The organism is Pseudomonas sp. VEM90, assembly GCF_054611535.1.
The window spans coordinates 127342-150256 of sequence record NZ_JBTRAR010000014.1 but is presented as its reverse complement, the minus strand read 5'-3'; the positions used below and the strand labels follow the sequence as shown (position 1 = coordinate 150256).

21 protein-coding genes are annotated in these 22915 nt (G+C 64.2%); 8 read left to right on the top strand and 13 right to left on the bottom strand.

Features of this window, described 5'->3' with window-relative positions; genetic code table 11:
* The first annotated feature begins 25 nt into the window (after positions 1 to 25).
* Positions 26 to 403, top strand: coding sequence for a response regulator (locus tag ACYCCG_RS15345; RefSeq protein WP_003256176.1), 378 nt, complete (start codon positions 26 to 28; stop codon positions 401 to 403).
* Positions 404 to 451: 48 nt separating this feature from the next.
* On the opposite strand, the gene ACYCCG_RS15340 is transcribed toward ACYCCG_RS15345, so the two are convergent.
* The 3 genes from ACYCCG_RS15340 to ACYCCG_RS15330 are packed head-to-tail and all read right to left on the bottom strand — an operon-like array spanning position 452 to position 3092.
* Positions 452 to 1033 (bottom strand): TetR/AcrR family transcriptional regulator, encoded by a 582-nt coding sequence (locus ACYCCG_RS15340; RefSeq protein WP_176682420.1) that lies wholly within the window; start codon positions 1031 to 1033, stop codon positions 452 to 454.
* A gap of 12 nt (positions 1034 to 1045) precedes the next feature.
* Positions 1046 to 1894, bottom strand: coding sequence for a 3-hydroxybutyryl-CoA dehydrogenase (locus ACYCCG_RS15335; protein WP_252459270.1), 849 nt, complete (start codon positions 1892 to 1894; stop codon positions 1046 to 1048).
* Between the two features lie 13 nt (positions 1895 to 1907).
* Positions 1908 to 3092, bottom strand: coding sequence for an acetyl-CoA C-acyltransferase family protein (locus ACYCCG_RS15330; RefSeq protein WP_003256172.1), 1185 nt, complete (start codon positions 3090 to 3092; stop codon positions 1908 to 1910).
* 168 nt (positions 3093 to 3260) lie between these two features.
* On the opposite strand from ACYCCG_RS15330, the gene ACYCCG_RS15325 reads away from it, so the two are divergent.
* Entirely contained in the window at positions 3261 to 4349 is a 1089-nt protein-coding gene (locus tag ACYCCG_RS15325) for an AraC family transcriptional regulator (RefSeq protein ID WP_209966881.1), read from the top strand.
* A gap of 479 nt (positions 4350 to 4828) precedes the next feature.
* Here the strand turns inward: ACYCCG_RS15325 and ACYCCG_RS15320 are convergent, their stop codons facing one another.
* Positions 4829 to 5266 (bottom strand): carboxymuconolactone decarboxylase family protein, encoded by a 438-nt coding sequence (locus ACYCCG_RS15320; protein WP_003256170.1) that lies wholly within the window; start codon positions 5264 to 5266, stop codon positions 4829 to 4831.
* Positions 5267 to 5465: 199 nt separating this feature from the next.
* Between ACYCCG_RS15320 and ACYCCG_RS15315 the strand changes: the two genes are divergently transcribed.
* Positions 5466 to 6662 (top strand): CynX/NimT family MFS transporter, encoded by a 1197-nt coding sequence (locus tag ACYCCG_RS15315; RefSeq protein WP_339444315.1) that lies wholly within the window; start codon positions 5466 to 5468, stop codon positions 6660 to 6662.
* On the opposite strand, the gene pdxR is transcribed toward ACYCCG_RS15315, so the two are convergent.
* The 6 genes from pdxR to glcD all read right to left on the bottom strand — a co-directional run bounded on the left by pdxR (position 6655) and on the right by glcD (position 12846).
* Positions 6655 to 8088, bottom strand: a complete 1434-nt coding sequence (pdxR, locus tag ACYCCG_RS15310; RefSeq protein ID WP_339444316.1) for a MocR-like pyridoxine biosynthesis transcription factor PdxR — start codon at positions 8086 to 8088, stop codon at positions 6655 to 6657. The genes ACYCCG_RS15315 and pdxR overlap by 8 nt on opposite strands.
* Before the next feature lie 91 nt (positions 8089 to 8179).
* Complete coding sequence (locus ACYCCG_RS15305) at positions 8180 to 8518, bottom strand: hypothetical protein (protein WP_176682425.1); 339 nt, start codon at positions 8516 to 8518, stop codon at positions 8180 to 8182.
* A 140-nt stretch (positions 8519 to 8658) separates the two neighbouring features.
* Positions 8659 to 9057 carry a heme-binding protein gene (locus tag ACYCCG_RS15300; protein WP_176682426.1) on the bottom strand — a complete coding sequence of 133 codons (399 nt, stop codon included), beginning with the start codon at positions 9055 to 9057 and terminating at the stop codon, positions 8659 to 8661.
* Entirely contained in the window at positions 9050 to 10285 is a 1236-nt protein-coding gene (glcF, locus tag ACYCCG_RS15295) for a glycolate oxidase subunit GlcF (protein WP_459671006.1), read from the bottom strand. The genes ACYCCG_RS15300 and glcF overlap by 8 nt, the downstream gene beginning before the upstream one ends.
* A 9-nt stretch (positions 10286 to 10294) precedes the next feature.
* Complete coding sequence (gene glcE / locus ACYCCG_RS15290) at positions 10295 to 11347, bottom strand: glycolate oxidase subunit GlcE (protein ID WP_459671004.1); 1053 nt, start codon at positions 11345 to 11347, stop codon at positions 10295 to 10297.
* A complete protein-coding gene (gene glcD / locus ACYCCG_RS15285; RefSeq protein WP_176682429.1) occupies positions 11347 to 12846 on the bottom strand; it encodes a glycolate oxidase subunit GlcD in 1500 nt (499 codons plus the stop codon). The genes glcE and glcD overlap by 1 nt, the downstream gene beginning before the upstream one ends.
* Before the next feature lie 195 nt (positions 12847 to 13041).
* On the opposite strand from glcD, the gene glcC reads away from it, so the two are divergent.
* Positions 13042 to 13806, top strand: coding sequence for a transcriptional regulator GlcC (glcC, locus tag ACYCCG_RS15280; RefSeq protein ID WP_339444318.1), 765 nt, complete (start codon positions 13042 to 13044; stop codon positions 13804 to 13806).
* A 64-nt stretch (positions 13807 to 13870) separates the two neighbouring features.
* Here the strand turns inward: glcC and ACYCCG_RS15275 are convergent, their stop codons facing one another.
* The gene (locus ACYCCG_RS15275) at positions 13871 to 14188 is read right to left on the bottom strand and encodes a DUF2388 domain-containing protein (protein WP_017148260.1); all 318 of its coding nucleotides are present in this window, start codon (positions 14186 to 14188) and stop codon (positions 13871 to 13873) included.
* Between the two features lie 257 nt (positions 14189 to 14445).
* Here ACYCCG_RS15275 and ACYCCG_RS15270 point away from each other — a divergent pair, with 257 nt between their 5' ends.
* The gene (locus ACYCCG_RS15270) at positions 14446 to 15072 is read left to right on the top strand and encodes a glutathione S-transferase family protein (protein ID WP_209966864.1); all 627 of its coding nucleotides are present in this window, start codon (positions 14446 to 14448) and stop codon (positions 15070 to 15072) included.
* Positions 15073 to 15114: 42 nt separating this feature from the next.
* Here the strand turns inward: ACYCCG_RS15270 and mrdA are convergent, their stop codons facing one another.
* The gene (gene mrdA / locus ACYCCG_RS15265; RefSeq protein WP_339535806.1) at positions 15115 to 17010 is read right to left on the bottom strand and encodes a penicillin-binding protein 2; all 1896 of its coding nucleotides are present in this window, start codon (positions 17008 to 17010) and stop codon (positions 15115 to 15117) included.
* Between the two features lie 552 nt (positions 17011 to 17562).
* Between mrdA and ACYCCG_RS15260 the strand changes: the two genes are divergently transcribed.
* The 3 genes from ACYCCG_RS15260 to ACYCCG_RS15250 all read left to right on the top strand — a co-directional run bounded on the left by ACYCCG_RS15260 (position 17563) and on the right by ACYCCG_RS15250 (position 21947).
* A complete protein-coding gene (locus ACYCCG_RS15260; protein ID WP_459670999.1) occupies positions 17563 to 18903 on the top strand; it encodes an MFS transporter in 1341 nt (446 codons plus the stop codon).
* 103 nt (positions 18904 to 19006) lie between these two features.
* Positions 19007 to 20260: an OprD family porin gene (locus ACYCCG_RS15255; protein WP_339535802.1), complete on the top strand. Its 1254-nt coding sequence runs from the start codon at positions 19007 to 19009 to the stop codon at positions 20258 to 20260.
* 973 nt (positions 20261 to 21233) lie between these two features.
* Positions 21234 to 21947 carry a GntR family transcriptional regulator gene (locus ACYCCG_RS15250; protein WP_252459799.1) on the top strand — a complete coding sequence of 238 codons (714 nt, stop codon included), beginning with the start codon at positions 21234 to 21236 and terminating at the stop codon, positions 21945 to 21947.
* Positions 21948 to 21953: 6 nt separating this feature from the next.
* Here ACYCCG_RS15250 and ACYCCG_RS15245 read toward each other — a convergent pair whose 3' ends face one another.
* Entirely contained in the window at positions 21954 to 22904 is a 951-nt protein-coding gene (locus ACYCCG_RS15245) for a PDR/VanB family oxidoreductase (protein ID WP_459670997.1), read from the bottom strand.
* Positions 22905 to 22915 lie beyond the last annotated feature (11 nt).

Sequence of the window (22915 nt, the reverse complement as noted above, 5' to 3'; positions counted from 1 at the left end):
ACTGTAAGTATTTCAAGGCGTTAACATGAGTGAAGATGCACAAGATGTGGTTCTGGTCGTCGAGGATGAACCGGCGATTCGCATGATTTTGCGCGATTACCTGGCGGGTGAGGGGTACCACGTCCTGGTGGCTGAAGATGGCGAGCAGGCGTTTGCCATCCTGGCCAGCAAACCGCACCTGGACCTGATGGTGACGGACTTCCGTTTGCCGGGCGGGATCTCGGGCGTGGATATTGCCGAGCCCGCGGTGAAGTTGCGGCCAGACCTGAAGGTGATTTTCATCAGCGGCTACCCGGCGGAGATTCTCGAGTCTGGTAGCCCGATCACTCGCAAGGCACCTATCCTGGCCAAGCCGTTTGACCTGGATACCTTGCACGAGCAGATCCAGTCGCTGTTGCGCTGAGGCATCCGGCCTCTTCGCGGGGCAAGCCCGCGCAGAGGCCCTGGCAGGCTATCGCAGCGTCCGCTCAATCCCGCCGACCAGCAAGTTTTCCATCAGCTCCAACCCCTGTTCTTCAGGCAATGCTTTGAGTAACCCCGGCAGCTGATTGAGAAGCGTCGCCAGTACATGCGCTGTGGCGTCCAACGCTTGCCCCGGCAGTTTTGCTTGCGGTGCGATCAGGCGCAGCAAGCCTGCCTCATAACGCTTGCGCAACGCTGCAAGGTGCGCCTGTTGCGCCTCACTCAAACAACACAAATCCCGCTCGGCCAGCCGAAACTGCAGCGGCCGCTCGGCATGCAGCTGCCAGTGCGCAGCAATCAGGCAGCTCAACGCCGATGCCCCACGGGCCATGGCCCGGCGGGCCTGGTCCAGCGTGGCTTGCAGCTCTTCGTACAACTCTTCGATCAAGTCGTACAGCAGGTCCTGCTTGCTGGGGAAGTGATGGTACAGCGAGCCGGCGGTCAGCCCCACATGGGCCGCCAGCTCGCGCATGCTGACCTGGCCAAAGCCCTTTTCGGCAAACAATGCCATGGCCCGGTCACGTCGCTCCTCAAAGTTGGCACAGCGCATTGCGGCATTGACCGGGGGCATGGTGCTTGGTCCTCAGTAGGTGAAGAAACCGCGACCGCTCTTGCGCCCCAGCCAGCCGGCCGCGACCATTTCCTTGAGCAGTGGAGCAGGGCGGTACTTGCTGTCGTTGAAGCCGTCATGGAAGGCCTCCATGATCGCCAGCAGGGTGTCCAGCCCGATCAGGTCGGCCAGGGCCAGCGGGCCGATCGGCTGGTTGCAGCCCAGGCGCATGCCGGTGTCGATATCCTCGGCACTGGCCAGGCCTTCCTGGCGCACGAAGATCGCCTCGTTGATCATCGGCACCAGGATGCGGTTGACCACGAAGCCCGGGCGGTTACCGGCGGTGATCGGGGTCTTGCCGACTTTTTCCGTCACCAGCAGTGCCTGGGCGTAGGTGCTGTCGCTGGTCTGCAGGCCACGAATGATCTCCACCAGCGCCATCATCGGTACCGGGTTGAAGAAGTGCACACCAATGAAGCGCTCGGGGTGCTCGATGCAGGCGGCCAGTTGAGTCACTGACAGCGACGAGGTGTTGGTGGCGATCAGGCAGTCGGCGGCGACGTTGGCTGCCACCTGCTGCAGGATGCGCTGCTTGAGCTGCAGGTTCTCGGTAGCCGCCTCGATCACCAGCTGTGCAGCGCTGAGCTGGGTGTAGTCGGTGCTGGTGCGGATGCGGGCTTTGGCGGCTGCGGATTTGTCGGCGTCGAGGGTGCCTTTGCTGACCTGGCGCTCGAGGTTCTTGCTCAAGGTGGCCACACCGCGCTCAAGCGCTGCGTCGGAAACATCCACCAGCAGCACCTGGTAGCCGGCAATGGCGCACACCTGGGCTATGCCGTTACCCATGGTGCCCGCGCCGATCACGGCGATCTGTTCAATGCTCATGTGTCAGCCTCCCTCAGACGCGCTCGAACACGACAGCGATGCCTTGGCCACCGCCGATACACATCGTGGCCAGCGCGTAGCGGCCCTGGATGCGCTGCAGCTCATGGATGGCCTTGGTGGCGATGATCGCACCGGTGGCACCCACTGGGTGGCCCAGGGAAATGCCCGAACCGTTGGGGTTGACCTTTTCCGGGTCGAAGCCCAGCTCGCGGGCAACCGCGCAGGCCTGGGCGGCGAAGGCTTCGTTGGACTCGATCACATCCAGGTCTTGCAGGTTCAGGCCGGTTTTTTCCAGCACTTTGCGGGTGGCCGGGATCGGCCCCAGGCCCATCAGCTCAGGTTCCACCCCGGCGTGGGCATAGCCCACCAGGCGTGCCAGAGGCTTCAGGCCCAGGCGGCGCACCGCGTCACCTGTGGCCAACACCAGGCCGGCGGCGCCATCGTTGATACCGCTGGCGTTGCCGGCGGTGACGGTACCGTCTTTCTTGAATACCGGCTTCATACCGGCCAGTTGCTCGGCAGTTACATCAGCACGCACATGCTCGTCGACACTGAACTGCACGCTGCCCTTGCGGGTTTTCAGCTCCAGCGCAACGATCTGGCTGGCGAAGCGGCCCTCGGCAATGGCACGAGCGGCGCGGCGCTGGCTGGTCAGGGCCAGTTCGTCCTGCATTTCGCGGGTAATGCCATGCTTGGCCGAGACGTTCTCGGCGGTAATGCCCATGTGGAAGTGCTGGAAGGGGTCCTGCAGTACGCCGACGGTATAGTCGATGCCTTGCAGATCACCCATGCGTGCACCCCAGCGCGCCTGTGGCAGCAGGTAAGGGCCACGGCTCATGGATTCGGCGCCGGCCGCGACGGCCACGTCGGTGTCGCCCAGCAACAGGCCCTGGGCCGCAGAGACAATGGCCTGCAGGCCAGAGCCGCACAGGCGATTGACGTTGAATGCCGGCGTTTCCTTGGGGATGCCAGCGTTCATCGCCGCTACCCGTGCCAGGTAGGCGTCACGCGGTTCGGTGGGGATTACCGTGCCCATCACCAGGTGGCCGACTTGCTCGGCGGCCAGGCCCGAACGCTCGATGGCGGCGCGGGTCACGGCGCTGGCCAGGTCGGCCAGTGGCAGGTCCTTGAGAGAACCGCCGAAGCCACCAATGGCTGAACGGACGGCACTGACGACGTAGATTTCTGCGCTGCTCATAAGGGCTCCGATTGCGAAGGCGTGGCGGGACCGGGCCAGGCTCTGCGAGAATGGTTGGCGGCCCCGAAGTGGGATCGAGTCTAGGCAAAGGCTCTGTTGCAGCCTATGCCGGATCTGTTCAAACAACCTGGCACTTTTTGCCACTCAGCATAGACAGCGAAAACCGCCATGCGCGAAAGCGATTCAGTCGCCGTGTACTTCCTCAACGCCATGCTCCACGCTCTGCGCGACACCCCCGCCGAGCGTGACGCCCAGCTGCTTGCAGTGGGCATCGCCCCGCAGCTGCTCGATCAGCCTCAGGCGCGGGTGCCGGCCAAGGCGTTCGCCCAGCTGTGGCTGGCGTTGATCCAGCGCCTGGACGATGAGTTCTTTGGCCTCGACAGCCATGGTATGCCGCTGGGCAGTTTCGCCCTGATCTGCCGGGGCTTGATCCTCGAACCGAACCTGGAAAAGGCCTTGCGCCAGTGCATGGGGGGCTTCGGCCTGTTCCTGCGTGACCTGCGTGGCAGCCTGACAGTACGTGGCGGTCGGGCGTTGATCAGCGTGCAGTCGAACATTGCCGACCCCTTGACTCGGGTGTATGCCGAGGAAACTTACCTGGTGCTGATGATCGGCATGCTGTGCTGGCTGGCCGGGCGGCGAATTGCCATCGACCGCACGGAGCTCGCGGTGTCGCGCCCGGCCCAAGAGGACGACTTGCTGCTGTGGGGGCCGGACCTGCGCCTGGGCAGCGGACGCACCGAGGTGGAGTTCGACAGCGCTTACCTGCGCCTGCCGGTGGTGCAGGACCGGGCGGCTTTGAAGACCTTCCTGCGCAGTGCGCCGCAGGGCCTGGTGATCCGCTTTCGCAATCAGAACGGGCTGGTGGCTGAGGTGTATCGGCACCTGCGGGCATTGCGCTATGGGCAGTGGCCGACATTGGCCGCGCTGGCGCAGCAGCAGGGGATCAGTGCCAGTACCTTTCGCCGGCAGTTGGAGCGGGAGGGGCGTTCGTACCAGCAGATCAAGGATGAAGTGCGCCGGGCCATGGCCTTCGAGCGGTTGCGCGAAGGGGCGTTGAGCATCGCCGAAATTGCCGAGCAGGCGGGGTTTCAGGAACCGAGTGCGTTCCACCGGGCGTTCAAGAAGTGGACCGGGCAGAGCCCAGGAAGCTACCGGGCGCGGCTGGCCGGCCTGCGTTCTACCTGTGGGAGCGGGCTTGCCCGCGAAGAAACCAATGTGGTGGATGGCACCGGCTCTGCCGGTGTTCGCGGGTAAACCCGCTCCTACAGGGCACGCACAGAATTGTAGGAGCGGGCACGCCCGCGAAGAAACCAATGCGGTGGATGGCACCGGCTCTGCCGGTGTTCGCGGGTAAACCCGCTCCTACAGGGCACGCACAGAATTGTAGGAGCAGGCATGCCCGCGAAGAAACCAATGCGGTGGATGGCACCGGCTCTGCCGGTGTTCGCGGGTAAACCCGCTCCTACAGGGCACGCACAGAATTGTAGGAGCAGGCATGCCCGCGAAGAAACCAACGCGGTGGATGGCACCGGCTCTGCCGGTGTTCGCGGGTAAACCCGCTCCTACAGGGCACGCACAGAATTGTAGGAGCAGGCATGCCCGCGAAGAAACCAATGCGGTGGATGGCACCGGCTCTGCCGGTGTTCGCGGGTAAACCCGCTCCTACAGGGCACGCACAGAATTGTAGGAGCGGGCTTGCCCGCGAATAGGCCAGCACAGGCCGCCCGAAAGAATCAGGCCGGCACCATGGCAAAGCCGACGCCGAACCGGTTCCAGGCATTGATGGTGGCAATTGCCAAGGTCAGGTTGGCCACTTCGGCTGGCTCGAAGTGTTCCTGCAGGGCTTCATATTGCCCCTGCGGCGCACCCTGTTCAGGCAAGCGGGTCAGGCTCTCGACCCAGGCTAGCGCAGCACGTTCACGCGGCGTGAAGTAGCTGGTTTCCTGCCACACGCACAGGGTCTGCAGGCGTGCTTCGGTCTCACCGGCCTTGCGCGCATCGTTGGCGTGCAGGTTGACGCAGTAGGCGCAGCCGTTGATCTGCGAAGCGCGCAGGCGTATCAGTTCCAGCAGCGAGTTTTCAAGGCCGCTGTTGGCCAGGGCCTGCTCCAGGCCGACCATGGCTTTGTAGGCTTGCGGGGCGTGTTTGGCCCATTCGATACGGTTGTGCATGGCAGTCTCCAAAGTGCGGGGTGGGTATGGCGCTACTGTAGCGCTGCTCATTGGCCACCCCGATAGCCAATTTTGCGCATAAGTGAGAGGCCAATCGCCCATTCAGGTGGCCACTGACCTGCATCCAATCTCTTCATTTCTGCCAAATCAGCCGAGCCGGGATAATGGCCAGATCCTGCTTCAAGAGAACCGATTCACAATGAGAGCTGCACTGAACCTGTTGCTGGTGATCCTGCTGGCGTTGAACCTGCGGCCGATCCTGACCAGTATCGGCCCGTTACTCGAACCCATGCGCGCCAGCACCGGCCTGGGTTACCAGCAGGCTGCCCTGCTGACGGCGCTACCGGTGCTGTGCATGGGCCTGGTGCCCTTGTTGCAACCGTGGCTGCGACGCTGGGTCAGCGAGCACGGCGGCATGCTTGCGGGCCTGGCCGCGATTGCCCTGGCCTGCCTGTGGCGCCTGCAACTGGGTAGCGCCTGGGCGCTGATCGCCAGTGCGCTGGTGGCTGGCCTGGGCGTGGCGGTGGTGCAGGGCATGATGCCGGGGCTGGTCAACCGCTGGTTCCCCGGGCGTCTGGCCGGGGCGATGGGGCTGTACTCGGCGGCACTGATGAGCGGCGGCGGCCTGGCTGCAGTACTCGGGCCACACATCAGCGGCCATTTCGGCTACTGGCAGGCGGGCTTGGGCGTATGGGCGGTCCCGGCCGTGCTGGCGTTGCTGGCGTGGGCCGTGCTGCGGCCAAGGCAGGAGGCGCCGAAGCTGGGAACGGCCACTGGCGGGCACTGGTTCGGCAGTCGCCGGGCGTGGTTGCTGGCCCTGTACTTCGGCCTGATCAACGGCGGCTACACCAGCATGGTGGCCTGGTTGCCGGCTTACCACATCGAGCACGGCGGCAGTGCTCAGGGCGGTGCCGACCTGGTGGGCCTGATGACCGTCTTCCAGGTGCTCGGTGCGCTTGGCCTACCGTTGCTGCTGCGACGTTGGGCAGACAGGCGCCCCGGTCTGTCCCTGGCATTGGCGATCCAGTTGGCGGGCTTCCTGGGTCTTTTGCTGGTACCTGCGGGGGCTTCCGGGCTTTGGGTCGCCATGATCGGCTTTGGCTTGGGTGCCTGCTTCAGCCAGTGCCTGACGTTGACCCTGGAACACCTGAAAACGCCTGCCGAGGCCGGCAGCCTGGCGGCGTTCGTACAGGGCATCGGCTTTATCATCACCGGCATCGTGCCGTATATCACCGGTTGGCTGCGGGATGTCAGTGGCGACTTCCAGGCTTCGTGGACGCTGTTGACCGTGACCGTGCTGGCAATGCTGCTGGTGACCGCGTGCTTCAACCCGCGCGGCTATGCGGCGGCCATCGCCCGGCCGGCTGCAACCGGCAACGCCGCACCGGTCAACTGAGGCGTTGCAGGGTATCGCGTACCCGGTCCAGCGCCGGGTCGATATCCAGCAGTTCGATGGCGCCGAAGCCCATCAACAGCCCCGGGCGTACCGGCGCCTCGCTGAAGAAGGGTGCCAGCGAATACAGGCCGACCTCTACCTTGCGCGCGAGGTTGGCCAGCAGTTCCACATCCACCCCGTGTGTAGCCAAGGCACTGAGGTGGAAGCCGGCGCTGGCGGGGATGGCGCGGAACCACGGTGCCAGATCGCCGCCCAGGCGCGCCAGGATGCGCTCGCGGCGTGCGCTGTAGACCTCGTGGCAGCGGCGGATGTGCTTGTTCAGGTGGCCTTCGCCAAGGAAGCGCGCCAGCGCCCACTGCAGCAGGGTAGGGCTGTGCCAGTCACTGAGGTGCTTGGCCACGCAAGCGGCCTGCAGTACGGCAGGCGGTAATACGGCATAGCCCAGGCGCAGCTCGGGCAGCAAGGTCTTGGAGAAGGTCCCGACGTAGGCTACCAGCCCATGCCGGTCCAGGCGCTGCAGCGCGTCCGAGGCTGGCCCGTGGTAGCGGAATTCACAGTCGTAGTCGTCTTCGATGATCAGCGCACCCAGCTCGGCGGCCCGCGCAAGCAGGGCATGCCGGCGTGGCTCGCTCATCGGCATGCCCAGCGGGAACTGGTGCGAGGGTGTTACGTAGATAAGCTGGGTACCATCGGCGATCTGTTCCACGCACAGGCCTTCATCATCCACTGGCACCGATTGCAGGCGTGCACCCAGGGCCAGGAACAATTGCCGTGCTGGCGGGTAGCCGGGATCCTCCATGGCCACTTGGCAGCCCGGTTCGACCAGCACCCGGGCGATCAGGTCCAGCGCCTGCTGGGCGCCGTTGCACACCAGCAGGTCGGCTGCGCTGCAGTGCACCCCGCGCGAGTAGGCGATGTGGTGGGCAATGGCTTCGCGCAGTTCCGGCAAGCCCTGGGCCGGGAATTGTCGCTCGGGGTGGCGCTGGCTACGGCGCAGGGCGTAGTTCAGGCAACTGCGCCACTGGTCGAAGGGGAACTGGGCCTTGCTCGAAGCACCACCGACGAAGTCATAGCGCGATGGCGCCTGCAACTGGCGTTGGCTGAGCACGGTGGCGCGCTGCTGCCAGCGCTCGAGGGAGGCGGCGCCGGCCAGGGGGATGGTGGCTGATTCGGTGCTGCGCAGCGGATGGCGTGGGGTGACGAATGTGCCACGGCCGACCACGCCGTTGAGCAGGTTGTCGTAGGTCAGCCGCGAATAGGCCTCGGCCACGGTCTTGCGCGATACGCCCAGTTGTTCAGCCAGCAGGCGGGTGGGCGGCAGTTGGGTGCCGGCGGCCAGGTGGCCGCTGTCGATACCGTCGCGCAGTTGCTGGTAAAGCTGATCGGCCAGGCCTTTGCGGCCCTCCAGGCGAATGTGCAGTTCCATGGGCGGGTCCGGAGCGGAGGATTGCTCAGGATAGCGGATTGGCTGCGACTCAGGTGCTTGTCACCGGCTACGATGATGCCAAGCCAACCGCTCAGAGCCGGGCGGTGCTGACAGTGATGTAGCCTTTTTCTGCCAGGGCAATGCGTATCACGGTTTCATCTTCCGGCGCGTTGCGGTTGCGCTTGATGCGCACGCCTTCTACCGTCGAAGCCTTCATATGCTCTGAAATGGCCCGTCCGTTCGCGTCGAAGAACACCTCGCTGGCCAGCAACTCGATGCGTTCGATCAATTGCCGGGAATGTTCATCGGTGACGCAGAAGAACATGACCCCCGACAAGTGCGGGTCGTTGTCGGGGTTGGTCATGTCATGGGCCAACATTTCGCGCAGGCTGCTGCGCAGTTCGGCGATGGGGCGGGCGTACGGGTGCATGCGGAGCCTCCTCTGGATCGCGACCTTGCGTCCTCCAGCGCCGATCATGTTTTCTCTGGGTAGGGACATCAAGTAAGGCGCTTCTGAGGCTCGTGTAGGAAATGCCTTTAAGGTGCGGAGGCGGGGTCGAATCGCAGGATCTACAAGGCGGCAGCCCCAGCCTTGGCCACTTGGGCATCCTGTTCGGATTTGACGCCTGATACACCGATGGCGCCCACCAGCTGGCCTTCCACCCGCAGCGGCACGCCACCTTCCAGGCTGGTCAGCAGGGGGGCGGTCACGAATGCAGTACGGCCACCATTGACCATCTCTTCATAATCCCGCGTCTCTTTGCGCCCCAGTGCGGCGCTGCGGGCTTTTTCCAGCGCGATATAGGCACTGGCCGGCGCGCAGCCGTCCAGGCGTTCCAGGGCCAGTGGGTGGCCGCCGTCGTCGACCACGGCGATGGTCACGCTCCATGCTCGGGCCTGGGCTTCCTGGCGGGCGGCGGTCAGTACGCGGGCGATTTCGGTCTGGCCGATAACGAACTTGCTATGCATGGGCGGGCTCCGGGTTCAAGGCTGCTTCGACGATTTCGATCCAGTGGCGCACGGGCGTGCGTCCAGCCCCGTCGAGGTGGGCCTGGCAGCCTATGTTGGCTGTGGCAATGAGGTGCGGTTTACCGCTTTCCAGCGCATTCAGACGATTGTCGCGAAGTTGCAGTGACAGTTCAGGCTGGGTCAGCGAATAGGTCCCCGCTGAGCCGCAGCACAGGTGACCATCGGGCACCGAGGTCAGGGTAAAGCCGAGCCGCGTCAGCAACGCTTCTACCTCACCGCCCAGCTTCAGGGCGTGCTGCAGGGTGCATGGGCAGTGGAAGGCCAGGCGCTGTTCGGCGCACAGGGCCAATTGTTCGATCGGCTCATCGCGCAAGATTTCCACCAGATCGCGGGAAAGGGCGCTGACCCGGGCGGCCTTGGCAGCGTAATGGGGGTCTTTTTCCAGCAGGTGCCCATAGTCGCGGACAAACGCACCACAGCCGCTGGCGGTCTGCACGATAGCCTCGGCACCCGCTTCGATGGCGGACCACCAGGCGTCGATATTGCGCCGTGCCCGCTGCAGACCTTGCGCCTGAGCATTCAGGTGATAGTCCACCGCGCCACAGCATCCGGCTTGCCGGATCGGTTGCACGCTGATGCCCAGGCGGTCGAGCAGCCGCGCAGCAGCGGCATTGGTATTGGGTGACAGGGCCGGCTGCACGCAGCCTTCCAGCATCAGTACCCGGCGCGCGTGGCGCACTGCCGGACGCTGGCCGGGTGTGGTGACCTGCGCCGGCAACTTGCGTTTGACTGAGGCCGGTAGCAGCGGACGCAGCGCCTGGCCGCTGCGGGTCAGGGCATTGAACAGTGCCGGGTGCGGCACCACCGCACGCAGGCCCAGGCGCAACAGGCGCTGGCCGAGCGGGCGTGGCACCTGCTGCTCGACCACCGCGCGGCCGATGTCCAGCAGATCGTGGTACTTCACCCCGGATGGGCAGGTGGTTTCGCAGTTGCGGCAGGTCAGGCAGCGGTCCAGGTGCAATTGGGTACTGGCGGTGACCGGCTCGCCTTCGAGCATCTGCTTGATCAGGTAGATTCGCCCGCGCGGGCCGTCCAGTTCGTCGCCCAGCAACTGGTAAGTAGGGCAGGTGGCGGTGCAGAAACCGCAATGTACGCAGGTGCGCAGGATGCGCTCGGCTTCGTCGGCGCGGGCCAGGCGGCGCGATGTTTCGCTAAGGTTGGTTTGCATGGTCTGGCCTCACAGGTCCGGGTACAGGCGACCAGGGTTGAACACCCCCTGGGGATCGAGCTGCTGCTTGAGGGCGCGGTGGTAGCGCATCAGTGCAACCGGCAGCGGCGGGTTGCTGGCTGCACCGGGGGCGTAGCAGGTGGCGTGACCGCCCACCCTGGCCACCTGATCGCGAATGGCCTGCGCCGGCGCGCAGGTCTTGAGCCAGCGCTGGGCACCCCCCCAGTCGATCAGTTGCTGGCCGGGCAGGTCCAGCTCGCCGGTAACGGTGGGTACGGACAGGCGCCACAGGGGGGCGGCGTCGGTAAAGAACGCCAGGCGCTGCTCGCGCAGGTCGCTCCAGAAGCGGTTATCGAGTGTTTCGCCCCCCAGCCGTTGGCGTGCCGACTGCACCGACCCTTCGCCGCCTTCCAAGCGCAGGTACAGCGTTTCGCCGTCATGGCAGGCGGCGCTGATCGGCAGCGGTTGCTGGCCCCATTCGGCCAGCTCGGCCAGCGCTTCATTGCGCCCCATCGGCAGGCGCAGGCTCAGGCACAGGCGCGGCCGTGGCAGCACTTTCAGCGAAACTTCGGTCAGCAGCCCCAGGCATCCGAAGCTGCCCGCCATCAGGCGTGACACATCGTAGCCGGCGACGTTCTTCATCACCTCGCCACCAAAGCGCAGCAGTTTGCCGTGGCCGGTGATCACCCGTGTACCCAGTACAAAGTCGCGCACCGACCCGGCCCACGGCCGTCGAGGGCCAGACAACCCCGTCGCGACCATGCCGCCCAAGGTGGCCTCGGGGCCCAGGTGGGGTGGCTCGCAGGGCAGCATCTGGCCAGCCTCGTGCAGGGCTGCCTCGATCTCGCGCAGAGGGGTACCGGCGCGGGCCGTGAGTACCAGCTCGGTGGGGTCGTAGCTGACAATGCCGCGGTGGTTGCGGGTGTCGAGTACTTCGCCGGCCACCGGGTTGCCGAGCATCGCTTTGCTGTTGCTGCCCTGGATACGCAGCGGCATACCTTCGTTCAGCGCCTGGTTGACCTGCTCCAACAGCGTCTGGCTCATGTCGCGGTCCATGCTCATCAGAAGCGCTCCAGCTCGGGGAAGGGCAGTTGCCCATGGTGCACATGCAGGGCGCCGAATTCGGCGCAGCGGTGCAGGGTGGGAATGTTCTTGCCGGGGTTGAGCAGGCCCTGGGGGTCGAAGGCGGCCTTCACCGCGTGGAACAGGGTAATTTCGTCGCTGTTGAACTGCGCGCACATCTGGTTGATCTTCTCGCGCCCCACGCCGTGTTCACCGGTGATGCTGCCGCCCACCTTCACACACAGTTCCAGAATCTTGCCGCCGATCGCTTCGGCACGCTCCAGCTCGCCGGGCAGGTTGGCATCGAAGAGGATCAAAGGGTGCATGTTGCCGTCGCCGGCATGGAATACGTTGGCCACCCGCAGGCCGTACTCCGCGGACAGGTCGCTGATGCCCTTGAGCACCCGTGGCAATGCTCGGCGCGGGATGGTGCCGTCCATGCAGTAGTAGTCCGGGGAGATGCGCCCCACGGCCGGAAAGGCGTTCTTGCGTCCGGCCCAGAAGCGAACGCGCTCGGCTTCGTCGCAGGCCAGGCGCACCTCGCGGGCCCCGGCTTGCGTCAGCACCGCGGCGACGCGCTGGCAGTCGTCGTGAACATCGGCTTCCACGCCATCCAGTTCGCACAGCAGGATCGCCGCCGCGTCCACCGGGTAGCCGGCATGGATGAAGTCTTCTGCGGCGCGGATCGCCAGGTTGTCCATCATCTCCAGGCCGCCGGGAATGATGCCGGCAGCGATGATGTCGGCGACTGCCCGGCCGGCGTCCTCGACGCTTTCGAAACTGGCCAGTATCACCCGCGCCACCTGGGGCTTGGGCAGCAGCTTGACGGTGACTTCGGTGACGATACCGAGCATGCCTTCGGAGCCGGTGAACAATGCCAGCAGGTCGAAGCCGGGGCTGTCCAAGGCATCGCTGCCCAGGCTCAGGCGTTCGCCCTCGACTGTGAGAATCTCCACCTTGAGCACATTGTGTACGGTCAGGCCGTACTTGAGGCAGTGCACGCCACCGGCGTTTTCGGCGACGTTGCCCCCGATCGAGCAGGCAATTTGCGAGGAAGGGTCTGGTGCGTAGTACATGCCATGGGGTGCGGCGGCCTGGGAGATGGCCAGGTTGCGTACGCCCGGCTGCACGCGGGCGTAGCGCCCCTGAGGGTTTACCTCGAGGATACGGTTGAAGCGCGCCATCACCAGCAGGATGCCCTTGGCCAGTGGCAGGGCACCACCCGACAGGCCGGTACCGGCACCACGCGCAACCACCGGGACGCCGCGCTGGTGGCAAAGCTTCAGCAGCGTCTGCACCTGCTCCAGGCGCTCGGGGAGCACCACCAGCAGTGGCACTGTGCGGTAGGCCGACAGGCCGTCGCATTCGTACGGTTTGAGGTCTTCATCGCGGTGCAGGATTTCAAGATCCGGCAGGGCGTCGCGCAGCGCCTGCAACAGGGCGGCCCGGTCCACGTTGGGCAGCGCGCCATCGACGCGTTCGTCGTACAGGATATTCATCGGCTCACTCGGCAACGGTTTTTATTGTTGTTGGCAAAGCGGTCACCGTTGCAGCGTGCGCGTGCTAGCGGCCGGGGTCGAGTGAGATGTTGACTGGTCCTACCAGTTTCTTCGGACAATGCTGTTTACTCACGGCTCTGTCCGGCTAGATTGGCGCTATAAGTCAAAGTGGTCCTACCAGCAGGAGTGTGTGCAGTGGGTACTGAAGGCAAGGTCAAGGTCGCCGACCAGGTGGCCGAACGGGTCGAGCGGCTTATCGTCGAAGGTGTGCTCAAGGTGGGCCAGGCGCTGCCGTCGGAGCGGCGGCTGGTGGAGAAGCTTGGCTGTTCACGTTCGGCGTTGCGGGAGGGCCTGCGCATTTTGCGTGGGCGCGGCATCATCGACACCGAACAGGGGCGGGGTTCGTTCGTCGCCGATCTCACCGGGCCGGCGGGTGCTACGCCTTTGATGCACCTGTTCAGTTCGCAACCGCGTACGCTGTTCGACCTGCTGGAGGTCCGGGCGTTGCTGGAGGCTGAGTCGGCGCGGTTGGCTGCGTTGCGCGCTACCGACGTCGACCGCCTGCTGATCCGTCGGCGCTATGAAGAAATGCTGGCTGCGCACGAGGCTGCGCAGGCGCTCGATGCCCGTGAGCATGCCCGTCGTGACCATGCCTTTCACCGGGCAATCAGTGAGGCGTCGCATAACCCGGTGCTGGTGCATACCCTGCAATCGCTCAGTGACCTGACGCTGAGCACCGTGTTTGCTTCGGTCAACAATTTGTATTGCCGGCCGGCGCAGAAACGCCAGATTGATCGGCAGCATGCGCGGTTGTATCGCGCGGTGATGGAGCAACTGCCCGAGCAGGCGCAGCGGGCGGCGCGTGAGCATATCAACGGTATACGCGACAGTTTGCGGGAGATCGAGCAGGAAGAGCAGCGCCTGGTCAGGGCGACCATGCGCATGGATGGCTGGGGGTGAGGTGGCCCTGTACCGCCCTTTTGCGTCGAACCGCTGCGAAAGGCGGTACAGGTTTACGCAATGGTCAGTGGTCAGCCACAGGGTCATCCTGCGACAGGATGGCCCGGGCCAGTTCTTCATCATTGGCCTGCAGCCCTGGATGGTCCTTGCGGGCCTGTTCAAGCGCCGACTCCACATAGGCGCCGCGGATGGCACCGCCGCTGGCGACGAACGCTGAAAGTTCGTCACGGGCCGGGATGATCCGTTTGTCATCCTTGAAGGTCGAATACAGCGAAGCGGAAATACCGGCCGAGGTAGCGACGTCGCCCGCATCGACGCGGGCCAGGGCAGCGCCGGCAGGCACCAGGAGCAGCAGCGCAGGGGCGAGCAGTAGGTGGCGCATGTCGTGTTCTCCAGTAGCGTGAAGCACAGGGAAATAAACCACTCAGTTTCTAAGACGGCCGGGGCGTTCAGGTAGTTCCCTACTCCTGGCAGGCGCCGCTGACGAGGTGGCTGAACTCACGTTTTTCAAGGTACCGACGGAGCGCGTCATGGATTGACCGCGTCGGGATGCGCGTGATTTGCTTGGGTGGATGGCGCTTCGCGGGCAAACCCGCAGAGGGCCCTGCCGATCATTCAAAGGAAACTGAAGGTTCGCCCATGTCCGACTACAAGCTGCATTGCTTCGCCGAATCCGGCAACGCCTACAAGGTTGCGCTCATGCTTGAACTCACCGGCCAGAACTGGCAGCCGGTGTTCGTCGACTTCTTCCATGGCCAGACCCGTGAGCAAGCCTGGCGCGATGAGGTGAACGAGCAGGGCGAGGTGCCGGTGATGGAACACGCTGGCAAGCGTTTCACCCAATCTGCGCTGATCCTGGAATACCTTGCTGAACAGACCGGCCAGTTCGGGCCCCGCGATGAAGACGAAAAACGCGAGATCTGGCGCTGGATGCTGTTCGACAACCATAAGTTCACCAGCTACTACGCTGTGCTGCGCTTTCTGTTCTGCCTGAAGAACACCGGTGAAACCGATGTCACGAGGTTCCTGCGCGAGCGTGCCAAGGCGGCTTACCGTATTGTCGACGCGCACCTGGCGAAGACGCCATTCATGGTCGGTGGCCGGTTGACCATTGCCGACCTGTCGTTAGCGGGGTATGTGTTCATGCCAGAAGACACCGGTATTCCGCTGGCAGAGTTCACCCACATCGAGGCCTGGAAAGCCCGCATCCAGGCGCTGCCGGGGTGGAAGCACCCGTATGAGCTGATGCCGCGCACGGCATCCTGACGCATTCGCGGCTAAGGCCGCCTCCACTGCGGCCCTGCAAAATCAAGTGTGTGGCACACCCCGAGTGGGTGCGCCGCCCGCATACTCCGGCTTCAGGTGCCCTTGCTCATCCAGTAGATAGGCGTCCATCACCTCCCGTACCACCGGCCCTGCGACCCGGCCCCCAGCCTCGCCGTTCTCGATCATCACCGCCACCACCACGCTGGGATGCTCGGCCGGAGCAAAGCCGACAAACAGGGCGTTGTCGCGGTGGCGCTCCAGGGTCTTGTTGCGGTTGTAACGCTCACCCTGCTTGATCGCCACCACCTGCGCGGTACCGCTCTTGCCGGCAATCCGGTACTGCGCACCGGCTGCCGCGGCGCGGGCAATACCGCGCGGGTCGTGCATGACCATCTGCATGCCCTGGTTGACCTGGTCCCAGGCATGCTTGTCGTGCAGAACGATGTTGGGCATGGGGTGGGTGTCGACTGGTGTGTCGCCGCCCACGGTCATGGCCAGGTGCGGGCGGTGCCACACGCCCTTGCTTGCCAGCAGGCTGGTGGCCTGGGCCAACTGCAGCGGGGTGACCTGCATGTAACCCTGGCCAATGCCCAGGATCAGCGTCTCGCCCGGGAACCAGGCCTGGCGCCGTGTAGCGCGCTTCCACTCGGCCGAGGGCATCAGCCCGGAGGCCTCCTCGAACATGTCCAGCGACACCTTCTGGCCCAGGCCGAACTCGGCCATGTAGTCGTGCAGGCGGTCGATGCCCAGTTTGTGCGCCAGGTCGTAGAAGTAGGTGTCGTTGGAACGCATGATGGCGGTGTACATGTCCACCCAGCCGTCACCGCTGCGGTTCCAGTTGCGGTACTTGTGGTGATAGTTGGGCAGTTCGTAGTAGCCCGGGTCGAACACCCGGCTGCCCGGAGTGATCACCCCGCTGTCGAGGCCAGCGATCGCCACTTCAGGCTTCACGGTCGAGCCGGGCGCGTACAGGCCGCGCAGGACGCGGTTGAACAGTGGGCGGTCGATGGAGTCGCGCAGCGCGGCATACTGTTTGAAGCTGATGCCCTTGACGAACAGGTTGGGGTCGAAGCTGGGGTTGCTGACCATCGCCAGGACATCACCATTGGCCGGGTCCAGCACCACTACCGAGCCACGGCGGTCACCCAGCGCTTTTTCTGCGGCTACCTGCAAATGGGCGTCCAGGGTGAGCACTATGTCCTGCCCTGGGGTCGGGTCCTTGTGGTTGAGCACGCGCATCACCCGCCCTTGAGCGTTGGTCTCGACCTCTTCGTAGCCCACGTGGCCATGCAGTTGGCTTTCGTAGAAGCGCTCGATGCCAGTCTTGCCAATCGACTGGGTGCCGCGGTACTCCGTGCTGTCGAGCGTCCTGACCTCTTTCTCGTTGATGCGCCCCACATAGCCCACTGAATGAGCGAAATGCTCGGCCAGTGGGTACTCGCGGATGAATTGCGGCTCTACATCCAGGCCTGGCAGGCGGAACTGGTTCACGGCGACCAGGGCGATCTGTTTCTCGCTCAAACCCACCATGAGGGTCACGGGCTCGAACGGTTTGCGGCCACGGCGCAGGTCCTTGTCGAACTGCTTACGGTCGTCTTCGGTCAGGCCCAGCACCTGCGTCAGGGTGTCGAGCACTTTGGCCGAGTCGCCGCCGGCCCGCTCGCGGGTCATGGTCAGGTCGAAGCTGGGCTTGTTGTCCGCCAGTACCACGCCGTTGCGGTCGTAGATCAGCCCGCGTTCGGGGGCGATGGGCAACACGTGCACGCGGTTGTTTTCCGACACGGCCGTTTGCTGGTCGTGCTGTAGCACTTGCAGCACATAGAGCCGGCCAACCAGGACGGCACACAGGCTGAACACCATGGCGGCGCAGGCCAGAAGCCGACGGTTGACCAGATGTTTTTCCTTTTCGTGGTCCTTTAGAGGGATAGGTTGCGGCATCAGTGAGTCGATCCTGGGGGGGGAGCAGTACGCGCGCGATCGGGCCGCGGATGCTACGCAACCCGTACTGCCCCCTCAAGACGAGCCCCGGCTGCCGGCTGGCTGGCATCGGCTGTGTGCCCCATGATCCGGGCGCTGAGGGGGAACATGAAGATTTGTTCATTGCGCAGTGAAGAGGGGGACTCAAGGATGGTTTGCGATGATTCTGTGGATCCATAATAAGTTTATGTGCGATAACCGAACATCAAGTTTTTCAGGTTTTAAGTGACTAAGTAGTTGATTTAATAAGTAAAAAATCATTGCGTCTTAGCAATTCATTGAAATTGGCCGCGCATAATTGAGACTCAGCGCTTTCGTCATGTTGTCTATGGATCCATTATCTGATTGATTAGCGCCTGACAACGGCCGGAGCCCTCCTGCCGTATGCGATAACAATTACAAAAAGGGTCCAGTCATGAATGGCTATCCAACGGCACTGAACCGTCAGGGTTCCGCCTGCGCGTGCGCATCTTCCCTCTCGCCTGTGGCCAAGCCTGGCCGGCAGGTGACCCCATGAGTACCGATCTCAAGCAACGTCTGGACAACGACCCGATGGGTCGCTTTCAGTGCCTGGCCATTGGTATTTGCATCATCCTCAACATGATCGATGGCTTTGACGTGCTGGTCATGGCCTTTACCGCTGCCTCGGTGTCTGCCGAGTGGAACCTGAACGGGGCGCAGGTAGGGCTTCTGCTCAGTGCCGGCTTGTTCGGTATGGCGGCCGGGTCATTGTTCATCGCGCCGTGGGCTGACCGCTTTGGCCGACGCCCGCTGATCCTGCTGTGTCTGGCGCTGTCCGGTATCGGCATGCTGCTCTCGGCACTGAGTCAGAGCCCGCTGCAACTGGCGCTGCTGCGTGGTCTGACCGGGCTGGGCATTGGTGGCATCCTGGCCAGCAGCAATGTGATTGCCAGTGAATATGCCAGCAAACGCTGGCGCGGCTTGGCGGTTAGCCTGCAGTCCACTGGTTATGCGCTGGGCGCGACCCTGGGCGGTTTGCTGGCGGTATGGTTGCTGGGGCATTGGGGCTGGCGCTCGGTATTTCTGTTTGGCGGCATCGTTACCGTACTGGTGATTCCGCTGGTACTGCTGTGGTTGCCAGAGTCGCTGGACTTTCTGCTGGCACGCCGGCCGGCCAATGCTCTGGCCCGGGTCAACCGTCTTGCCGTGCGCCTCGGCCAACCGGCATTGGCGCAATTGCCGGCTGTTGCCGCAAGGGCAGCGGGTGCCAACAGCGGTTTCAGGCAACTGCTGGCGCCGGCCATGCGCCGCACCACGCTGGTGATCTGGTTGCTGTTCTTCCTGGTCATGTTCGGCTTCTACTTCGTCATGAGCTGGACGCCGAAACTGCTGGTGGCCTCCGGCTTGTCGGCCCAGCAAGGCATCACCGGCGGCGTACTGTTGAGCGTGGGCGGCATCCTTGGCGCGGCGCTGATCGGCGGCCTGGCTTCGCGCTGGCCACTGACTCGCGTGCTGGCGTTGTTCATGCTCATTACCGCAGCGCTGCTGGTGCTGTTCGTGGCCAATGGTGCCTCGGTCACTGCGGCGCTGGCGTTGGGACTGCTGATCGGGCTGTTTTCCAACGGCTGCGTGGCTGGGCTGTATGCCTTGTCGCCGGTGGTCTACGACGCCTCGGTACGCGCCACCGGCGTGGGCTGGGGTATCGGCATCGGCCGCATGGGCGCGATCCTGTCGCCGACCGTGGCTGGCGTGTTGCTCGATGGTGGCTGGCAACCCCTGCATCTGTATGGCGTGTTCGCCATCGTATTCGTGCTTGCCGCGGGTTGCCTGCTGTTGCTGCGCCCGATGAACAAGCCGGCGTCCACCCTGCCTGCTGATGCACTGAGTCACTGAGTGCAACCCGGCCTGGCCGGGGTATCTGAATGCAACTTCCTGCTCCGGGTCAGGCTGGCCTGGGGCGGCCTGCTGCGCCTATTGAAAGCGGAGAACAATAATAATGAAGGATACAACTCGTACGCTGGCCCGTTCGGCCCTGGCAGTTTCGCTGGCGTTTGGTCTCGGTTTGCCGGCCTGGGCCGATGAAGGGGGCTTCTTTGAAGGTGCCAAGGGCGGGCTGACACTGCGCAATTACTATTTCAATCGTGATTTCCGCGACCCGGGGGCAGCCAAGGGCAAGGTTGAAGAATGGGCCCAGGGTTTCATCTTCAAGTTCAGCTCGGGCTACACCCCGGGGCTGATCGGTTTTGGCCTGGACGGTATCGCCTTGTTCGGCCTGAAGCTGGACAGCGGCCGCGGTACCAGCGGCTCAGAACTGCTGCCGGTGCACGATGACGGGCGTGCGGCCGACGACTACGGTCGGGCAGGGCTGGCGGCGAAGCTGCGTATTTCCGCGACCGAGCTGAAGGTGGGGGAGTTGTTGCCGGATATCCCACTGTTGCGCTACGACGATGGTCGCCTGCTGCCGCAGACCTTTCGTGGCGCCATGCTCGACTCGCGGGAAATCGCAGGCCTTAGCCTGCAGGCCGGCCAGTACCGCGAGGTGAGCCTGCGCCACTCTTCGGACATGCAGGACCTATCTGCCTGGGCCGCGCCCGGGGTCACCTCGGACGGCTTCAACTACGCAGGTGCCGAGTACCGCTTCAACCAGCAGCGAACACTGATCGGCGCCTGGCACGCGCAGTTGGAGGACATCTACCAGCAAAGCTACTTCAACCTGCTGCACAGCCAGCAGGTAGGGGAGTGGAGGTTGGGGGCCAACCTGGGCTACTTCATTGACCGGGATGACGGGCAGGCGCGCATCGGCGACATCCAGAGCCGCACCGGCTACGCCTTGCTGTCAGCTTCGCACAGTGGCCACACGCTGTACCTGGGGTTGCAGAAGGTCAGTGGCGACAGCCAGTGGATGTCAGTGTACGGCAGCAGTGGGCGAACCCTGGGCAATGACATGTTCAACGGCAACTTCAGCAATGCTGACGAGCGCTCGTGGCAAGTGCGTTACGACTACAACTTTGCCGCGCTGGGTGTGCCAGGGCTGTTGGCCATGGTGCGCTACGGCCACGGCGAGAATGCCACCACGGCGGCGGGCAGCAATGGCAAGGAGTGGGAGCGCGATATCGAGGTGAACTACACCTTCCAGAGTGGGGCTTTGAAGAACCTCAACATCCGGCTGAACAACGCGGCCAACCGGCGCAGCTTCAACAGTGATCTCGACCAGACGCGTCTGATCGTCAGCTACCCGCTGACCTTGTAGGGCGGGTTCAGCGCGAACACCGGCGTAGCCGGTGCCATGCCTCGCGTCGCCTGCTTCGCGGGTAAACCCGCTCCTACATCTACAGCGCATGTCTTGAGCCAGGTTGGTTTCCAGGCGTTCGCTCGTCCCCCCGTAGGAGCGGGTTCACCCGCGAACACCGGCGCAGCCGGTGCCATGCCTCGCGTCGTCTGCTTCGCGGGTAAACCCGCTCCTACATCAACAGCGCATGTCTTGAGCCAGGTTGGTTTCCAGGCGTTAGCGCGCCCCCCCCGTAGGAGCGGGTTCACCCGCGAACACCGGCGCAGCCGGTGCCATGCCCCGCGTCGCCTGCTTCGCGGGTAAACCCGCTCCTACATCCACAGCGCATGTCTTGAGCCAGGTTGGTTTCCAGGCGTTAGCTCGTCCCCCCGTAGGAGCGGGTTCACCCGCGAACACCGGCGCAGCCGGTGCCATGCCCCGCGTCGCCTGCTTCGCGGGTAAACCCGCTCCTACATCTACAGCGCATGTCTTGAGCCAGGTTGGTTTCCAGCCGTAAGCGCATCCCCCCCGTAGGAGCGGGGTCACCCGCGAACACCGGCGCAGCCGGTGCCATGCCCCGCGTCGCCTGCTTCGCGGGTAAACCCGCTCCTACATCTACAGCGCATGTCTTGAGCCAGGTTGGTTTCCAGGCGTTAGCTCGTCCCCCCGTAGGAGCGGGTTCACCCGCGAACACCGGCGCAGCCGGTGCCATGCCTCGCGTCGCCTGCTTCGCGGGTAAACCCGCTCCTACATCCACAGCGCATGTCTTGAGCCAGGTTGGTTTCCAGCCGTAAGCGCATCCCCCCCGTAGGAGCGGGTTCACCCGCGAACACCGGCGCAGCCGGTGCCATGCCCCGCGTCGCCTGCTTCGCGGGTAAACCCGCTCCTACACAGGCCTGCAGCAACCCCTCGGCTTGCGCTAAGATGCCCGCTCATGTCTGTGGAAGTAGCCTGGATGAGCAAACCCGGTCAAATGGTGCTGGTTGCGCTGCGCAAGATGATCGCTTCGGGCGAGCTGGCGGCCGGCGAACGCTTGATGGAAGTCCCAACCGCTGAACTGTTCGGCGTTTCACGCATGCCGGTGCGCATGGCATTTCGTACCCTGGAACAGGAAGGCCTGCTGGTGCGCTTTGGCGGCCGGGGGTTTCAGGTGCGCTCGGTCAGCGCCGATGACATCGCAGGTGCGGTCGAGGTGCGCGGTGTGCTGGAGGGGTTGGCTGCTCGTCAGGCCGCTGAGCGTGGCTTGTCGGTGCAAGCACGCGCTGCGCTGCAACAGTGCCTGGTCGACGGCGATCAGCTGTTCGACAAGGGCTTTGTGAGCGAAGACGACTTGCAGGCTTATCACGACCTGAACATGCGTTTTCATCAGGTGATCATCGACGCCAGCCACAACCCGGCCATTGCCGTTGCCCTGGCGCGCAACGACCACCTGCCGTTCGCCTCGGTCACCGCACTGGCGGTGGATCGCCATGATCTGGCCCGTGAGTACCGGCGCTTCAACTTCGCCCACATGCAGCACCACGCTGTGTTCGATGCCCTGGTCAACCGCCAGGGTGCCCGCGCTGAAGCGATCATGCGCGAGCACGCCAATGCCACCTTGCGCTATGCCGAAACCTTTGGTGGGGCAGCGGCAGACGCGGGCATGAAAGTCATCCTGCCCTCGTCGTAAGCCGGGTCAGATATCCAGCACCAGCAGCGGCGTCTTCGAGCGCGAGCAGCAGGGCGTGAACTGATCGTTCAAGGCCTGCTCCTGTTCGGTGAGAAACAGATCGCGATGGTCCGGTGTGCCCTGCAGCACGCGTGTCAGGCAGGTGCCGCAAATACCCTGCTCGCACGACATGGCGATCTCGATACCGTTTTCTTCCAGCACCTGCACCACGCTCCGATCGGCTGGCACCTCGAACACCTGGCCCGTGCTTCCCACCTGCACCGAGAAACTGCCATCGTTGCTGGCATCCACCGGTGCTGCGGCGAAGTACTCGCGGTGCAGGTTGGCCTCCTGCCAGCCCAGCCCCTTCGCGCTGTCCAGCACATGCTGCATGAACCCGCCGGGCCCGCATACATACAGGTGCACATCAGCTTGCGGGTTGCCCAGCACCTGGGCGATGTCCAGCGCCGTTTCCGGCTGCTCGTCAAAATGCACGAACAGCCGATCAGCGAACGGCGCGCTGCGGATCCGCTCGACAAACGCCGCCCGCTCGCTGGAGCGGGCACAGTAGTGCAGCTCGAAGGCCTGGCCGCAGTGGGACAGCTGCTCGGCCATGCACAGGATTGGGGTAATGCCGATGCCGCCGGCAAACAGCACACTGCGCTGCGCCCCCTCGGCCAGCGGGAACAGGTTGCGCGGCGCACTGATACGCAGCCGGGCGCCGGCCTGCACCTGCTCGTGCAGGCTACGTGAGCCGCCCCGCGAAGCCGGGTCGTTGAGCACGCCTATCAGATAGCGATGGCGTTCTTCGGGGTGGTTGCACAGCGAATACTGGCGCACCAGCCCGTCGGGCAGGTGCACGTCGATATGGGCGCCGGCGCTGAACGCCGGCAGCAGGCTACCATCTGCCGCTGCCAGCTCGAAGCTGCAGATACCCTGGGCTTCATCGTTACGGGATACCACTACGGCATCGATCATGTCGGCTGTTC

Excerpts from the sequence above, each read along its gene's own strand:
- pdxR (WP_339444316.1), bottom strand. The coding sequence starts at position 8,088 with ATGGAACTGCACATTCGCCTGGAGGGCCGCAAAGGCCTGGCCGATCAG.
- ACYCCG_RS15340 (WP_176682420.1), bottom strand. The coding sequence starts at position 1,033 with ATGCCCCCGGTCAATGCCGCAATGCGCTGTGCCAACTTTGAGGAGCGA.
- ACYCCG_RS15320 (WP_003256170.1), bottom strand. The coding sequence starts at position 5,266 with ATGCACAACCGTATCGAATGGGCCAAACACGCCCCGCAAGCCTACAAA.
- ACYCCG_RS15275 (WP_017148260.1), bottom strand. The coding sequence starts at position 14,188 with ATGCGCCACCTACTGCTCGCCCCTGCGCTGCTGCTCCTGGTGCCTGCC.
- ACYCCG_RS15305 (WP_176682425.1), bottom strand. The coding sequence starts at position 8,518 with ATGCACCCGTACGCCCGCCCCATCGCCGAACTGCGCAGCAGCCTGCGC.
- ACYCCG_RS15335 (WP_252459270.1), bottom strand. The coding sequence starts at position 1,894 with ATGAGCATTGAACAGATCGCCGTGATCGGCGCGGGCACCATGGGTAAC.
- ACYCCG_RS15255 (WP_339535802.1), top strand. The coding sequence starts at position 19,007 with ATGAAGGATACAACTCGTACGCTGGCCCGTTCGGCCCTGGCAGTTTCG.
- ACYCCG_RS15345 (WP_003256176.1), top strand. The coding sequence starts at position 26 with ATGAGTGAAGATGCACAAGATGTGGTTCTGGTCGTCGAGGATGAACCG.
- ACYCCG_RS15250 (WP_252459799.1), top strand. The coding sequence starts at position 21,234 with ATGAGCAAACCCGGTCAAATGGTGCTGGTTGCGCTGCGCAAGATGATC.
- ACYCCG_RS15330 (WP_003256172.1), bottom strand. The coding sequence starts at position 3,092 with ATGAGCAGCGCAGAAATCTACGTCGTCAGTGCCGTCCGTTCAGCCATT.
- glcF (WP_459671006.1), bottom strand. The coding sequence starts at position 10,285 with ATGCAAACCAACCTTAGCGAAACATCGCGCCGCCTGGCCCGCGCCGAC.
- glcE (WP_459671004.1), bottom strand. The coding sequence starts at position 11,347 with ATGAGCATGGACCGCGACATGAGCCAGACGCTGTTGGAGCAGGTCAAC.
- ACYCCG_RS15245 (WP_459670997.1), bottom strand. The coding sequence starts at position 22,904 with ATGATCGATGCCGTAGTGGTATCCCGTAACGATGAAGCCCAGGGTATC.
- ACYCCG_RS15325 (WP_209966881.1), top strand. The coding sequence starts at position 3,261 with ATGCGCGAAAGCGATTCAGTCGCCGTGTACTTCCTCAACGCCATGCTC.
- mrdA (WP_339535806.1), bottom strand. The coding sequence starts at position 17,010 with ATGCCGCAACCTATCCCTCTAAAGGACCACGAAAAGGAAAAACATCTG.
- ACYCCG_RS15270 (WP_209966864.1), top strand. The coding sequence starts at position 14,446 with ATGTCCGACTACAAGCTGCATTGCTTCGCCGAATCCGGCAACGCCTAC.
- glcD (WP_176682429.1), bottom strand. The coding sequence starts at position 12,846 with ATGAATATCCTGTACGACGAACGCGTCGATGGCGCGCTGCCCAACGTG.
- ACYCCG_RS15260 (WP_459670999.1), top strand. The coding sequence starts at position 17,563 with ATGAGTACCGATCTCAAGCAACGTCTGGACAACGACCCGATGGGTCGC.
- ACYCCG_RS15300 (WP_176682426.1), bottom strand. The coding sequence starts at position 9,057 with ATGCATAGCAAGTTCGTTATCGGCCAGACCGAAATCGCCCGCGTACTG.
- ACYCCG_RS15315 (WP_339444315.1), top strand. The coding sequence starts at position 5,466 with ATGAGAGCTGCACTGAACCTGTTGCTGGTGATCCTGCTGGCGTTGAAC.